Origin of the sequence: Acinetobacter sp. AOR18_HL, assembly GCF_027855145.1 — a bacterium.
Taxonomy (GTDB): Bacteria; Pseudomonadota; Gammaproteobacteria; order Pseudomonadales; family Moraxellaceae; genus Acinetobacter; species Acinetobacter pittii.
Genome location: NZ_JAKTIG010000076.1, coordinates 1 through 3,104, shown reverse-complemented (window position 1 = coordinate 3,104; position 3,104 = coordinate 1). Strand labels below are relative to the sequence as shown.

Here is a 3,104-nt window from a genome sequence, read left to right as displayed (position 1 = left end):
TGATCCTAGACAGTATCGTGGACAACAAATCCCTCTAAATTCTTAAAATATTTCTTCTCAAAGGCTTCAGGGCTTAACCAGCCATTTGCAGAATGTCTTCTGACCCGATTGTAATAAATCTCAATATAGTCAAACAAGACAGCATTCGCTTCTTTTCGAGTGGCAAACACACTGCCATGGACCACATGACCTTTCAATGTATGAAAGAAGCTTTCAGTCACTGCATTATCCCAACAGTTTCCACGTCTAGACATACTCTGAGTACAATCATTTGTCAGTAACAGCGCTCTAAAATCACGACTACAGTACTGTGAACCTTGGTCCGAATGAACCATAACACCAGTTGGATAACCCTGACGAGCCATTGCATAGTTAAACGTATCACACACCAACTGGCGGTCTATTCGATGGCTGGTTTGCCACCCCACGATACGACGACTAAATAGATCCAGCATCACACATAAATACAGCCAACCTTGCTTGGTACGGATATAGGTAATATCCGTTGTCCAAACCTTGTTAGGCTGAATGACTGTAAATTGACGCTCTAACAGATTGGGTGCTGTAGGCAAACGATGGTTTGAATCAGTCGTATGCTTGTATTTACGCGCAATCCTGCTGCGTAAACCCAGATTTTTCAGCATTCTTCCAACAGTGCGTTCACTCATGCTGTAACCTAAATCATGCATGTCATGTACCAATGAAGGTGCACCCAATCGTGCATGATGCTGCCAATATACGGCTTTTAAATCATTATATTTCTCTACCGTATTGGCCTGACGTTTTCGCCAGGCATAATAGCCTGAAGTGCTGACACCTAGGTATTTACAGGCAGAAGATACCGTGACTTCATTCATATCTAGATCTTGAATTACCGTGTACTTTTCTTGGCATGATCTGTTAGAAAGTACACATGCGCTTTTTTTAAGATGTCATTGGCTTCCTTGAGCTGTTTGACTTCTTTCTCTAATTCCAAGATCCGCTGTTGTTCTGGTGAAAGTTGACGTTTGCTTGAACCCACTGGATTGGTTTCACGAATCCATTTGTCTAAAGTTGAATAACCCACACCTAATTTCTGGGCGATTGCAGCTATAGGCTCGTGTGAGTTTGAAAGTGCATAATCAATTGCTTGCTGTTTAAATTCAGCACTAAAACGTTTGGCCATTTCTTGGATCTCCAAAGTTAACGTTACGTTATCTTTAGAGGGAAGTACTGTCCATTATTTTGGCTAGGATCAAGGTATTAAACGAATTGCTTCCTCTTCTTCAGCTTGATCAATAAAATCAGTCGGTGGAAATGGTCTTATTTGCTCCATCTTCAATTCTCGCTAATTCACTTTTTATCCAGTTGATGACATATCCCGACAAAATAGAATCTGGATGAAAGCGCTCTATTTTGTAACCCATCTCTTCAGCATGATCATATCGATCAAGACTCCATGCTTTATTTGACAGCTTTCCACCACGCCCACCAGACCAGGGACCACCCTCAATTTCAATGAGCAAACGCAATTTCACTATATGAAAATCAAAGCGCCAGTGTTTGGTATGGATCGGCTGAAACTTACTTTCAAATCCAATCGCCAAATCCTCAAGCTCTTCCTTAAGTGTTGCCTCAGCCTCGAGATATTTTTGCTTCGCCTTAGGCAATGGCCGGCTTTTAGGTTTAGTTTTAGGTTCTTTTTTCCGAGTAAGCCAAAAGTATTCTGTAGAATCCATTATTCTCACCCAAAAAAAACCGCCCTAAGGCGGTGGCTAAACTCACAGGCAATATAGTATTACTTCTTAAAAGTTGCCTTATAAAGCTTTGAATTAAAGTAATCCGTAATTTCTTTACCTTCGTTTTGAATTTTTTCCTCATTTAAGGGTAAAAAATCTAATTCAAATTTCAAGCTCATATACTCTGGAATAAACTTCTTTATAGGCGGAGGTGGTTTAGGTCCACCTTCTGTAATTTTTTCGATTAATCCAGCTAACCATAAAATATACTCACCTTCTGAATTATGAGGAGGAATCAAACTCACATCTATTTTTACTTTACATTCATCTAATGGTCTACTGAACAATTCAACAAAATCAATAAAATTATATTTTAATTTAAATTCTGTTCCCTCAATTTCTCTGCGTATACATGTCATAAGTAAGTTCATATTTTCAATACAGTCATGTGAAAACAATTCCTCATCTTTAATTTTGTTATAAATATTTTCCGCAAACATGAGATACTGTGGCATTTCAGCAGCTCCTCATTTTTATAAAGTATTTTTCTTAAGGTAATCCTATTATAACAATGTTGCAACAAGAAATTTTCCATTTTTAGTTTAAGGAAATTTTAAAAATTATAAAAACGATTATATTCAATAAATTAGTACGAATAAAAGCTAGGGAAGTTTGATTTTTCTATTGAGCTTTAAAATGGATTATTGTGTTTAAATTATCAATTTAAAAAGCTTGCCTAGTAGGCAAGCTCCCCCTTTTTTTGATATTTGCGCTGATCAATAAGGTTTAGTGTTACTTAAAGCAACACACTGATAATACTGAAATATTTAAAAATAAAAAAGCCCACTTCCTATTTTTATTCAGAAATGGGCTTAGCGAAAAAAAACGCTTAGACCTGAAATAGGAAATATCTATTCGGAAATATCTCCAACTTCATATTGGCATAATATTTAAGCACTAGCAATAGGGATTGAATTAAAAATATCAAATATTCATATTTAAATAGATAAAGATTTCTTTTTAAATAGTTTTATTTTTAGCCTACATAATTTTTTTACTTATCAAGAGTTATAAAGAATATGTGCCCATCAATAGGTAATACTTAATAAGGTCTTATGTGTAGTAACCATTAGGCTCTAGAGAGTAAGAACTCAAACTGACTAAAAATAAAAAATAATTAATTTTCAATATTAATGATCATATACTGCAAAGTTATGTATATTCCAACTTCTCCATTGTTGAGTGCCTCATATAAGTCTTCATCAACGAAATCTCCAGATTCATCATATAGCCATTTATGAATTTGAATAATTTGTATATTCCCTTTTTTGTCTATTCTTGCTATTGGGTCTATTACGGACCGAACTATCACCTTCTTCTTCGTCT

At 35.8% G+C, this 3,104-nt stretch carries 4 protein-coding genes and 1 pseudogene; all 5 read right to left on the bottom strand.

Annotated elements, in window-relative coordinates; all coding sequences use genetic code 11:
- Positions 1-5: 5 nt before the first annotated feature.
- A protein-coding gene (locus MKL51_RS17915) for an IS3 family transposase (protein ID WP_085945698.1) occupies positions 6-1,165 on the bottom strand; the annotation gives its coding sequence in 2 pieces (ribosomal slippage) (positions 6-931 and positions 931-1,165; 1,161 coding nt in all).
- Between the two features lie 72 nt (positions 1,166-1,237).
- Positions 1,238-1,315 (bottom strand): annotated as a pseudogene (locus MKL51_RS21060) (putative metallopeptidase); the annotation flags it as partial.
- Entirely contained in the window at positions 1,284-1,718 is a 435-nt protein-coding gene (locus MKL51_RS17910) for a hypothetical protein (RefSeq protein ID WP_002121499.1), read from the bottom strand. The gene MKL51_RS17910 and the pseudogene MKL51_RS21060, both read right to left, overlap by 32 nt.
- Before the next feature lie 59 nt (positions 1,719-1,777).
- Positions 1,778-2,233, bottom strand: coding sequence for a hypothetical protein (locus MKL51_RS17905; RefSeq protein WP_001136775.1), 456 nt, complete (start codon positions 2,231-2,233; stop codon positions 1,778-1,780).
- 662 nt (positions 2,234-2,895) lie between these two features.
- Positions 2,896-3,104, bottom strand: a 209-nt coding sequence (locus tag MKL51_RS17900; protein WP_086222016.1) for a hypothetical protein, incomplete at its 5' end; no start/stop codon positions are given.

What these genes read in the sequence shown, in the direction of transcription:
- MKL51_RS17910 (WP_002121499.1), bottom strand. Translation starts at nt 1,718, where the DNA reads ATGGATTCTACAGAATACTTTTGGCTTACTCGGAAAAAAGAACCTAAA.
- MKL51_RS17905 (WP_001136775.1), bottom strand. Translation starts at nt 2,233, where the DNA reads ATGCCACAGTATCTCATGTTTGCGGAAAATATTTATAACAAAATTAAA.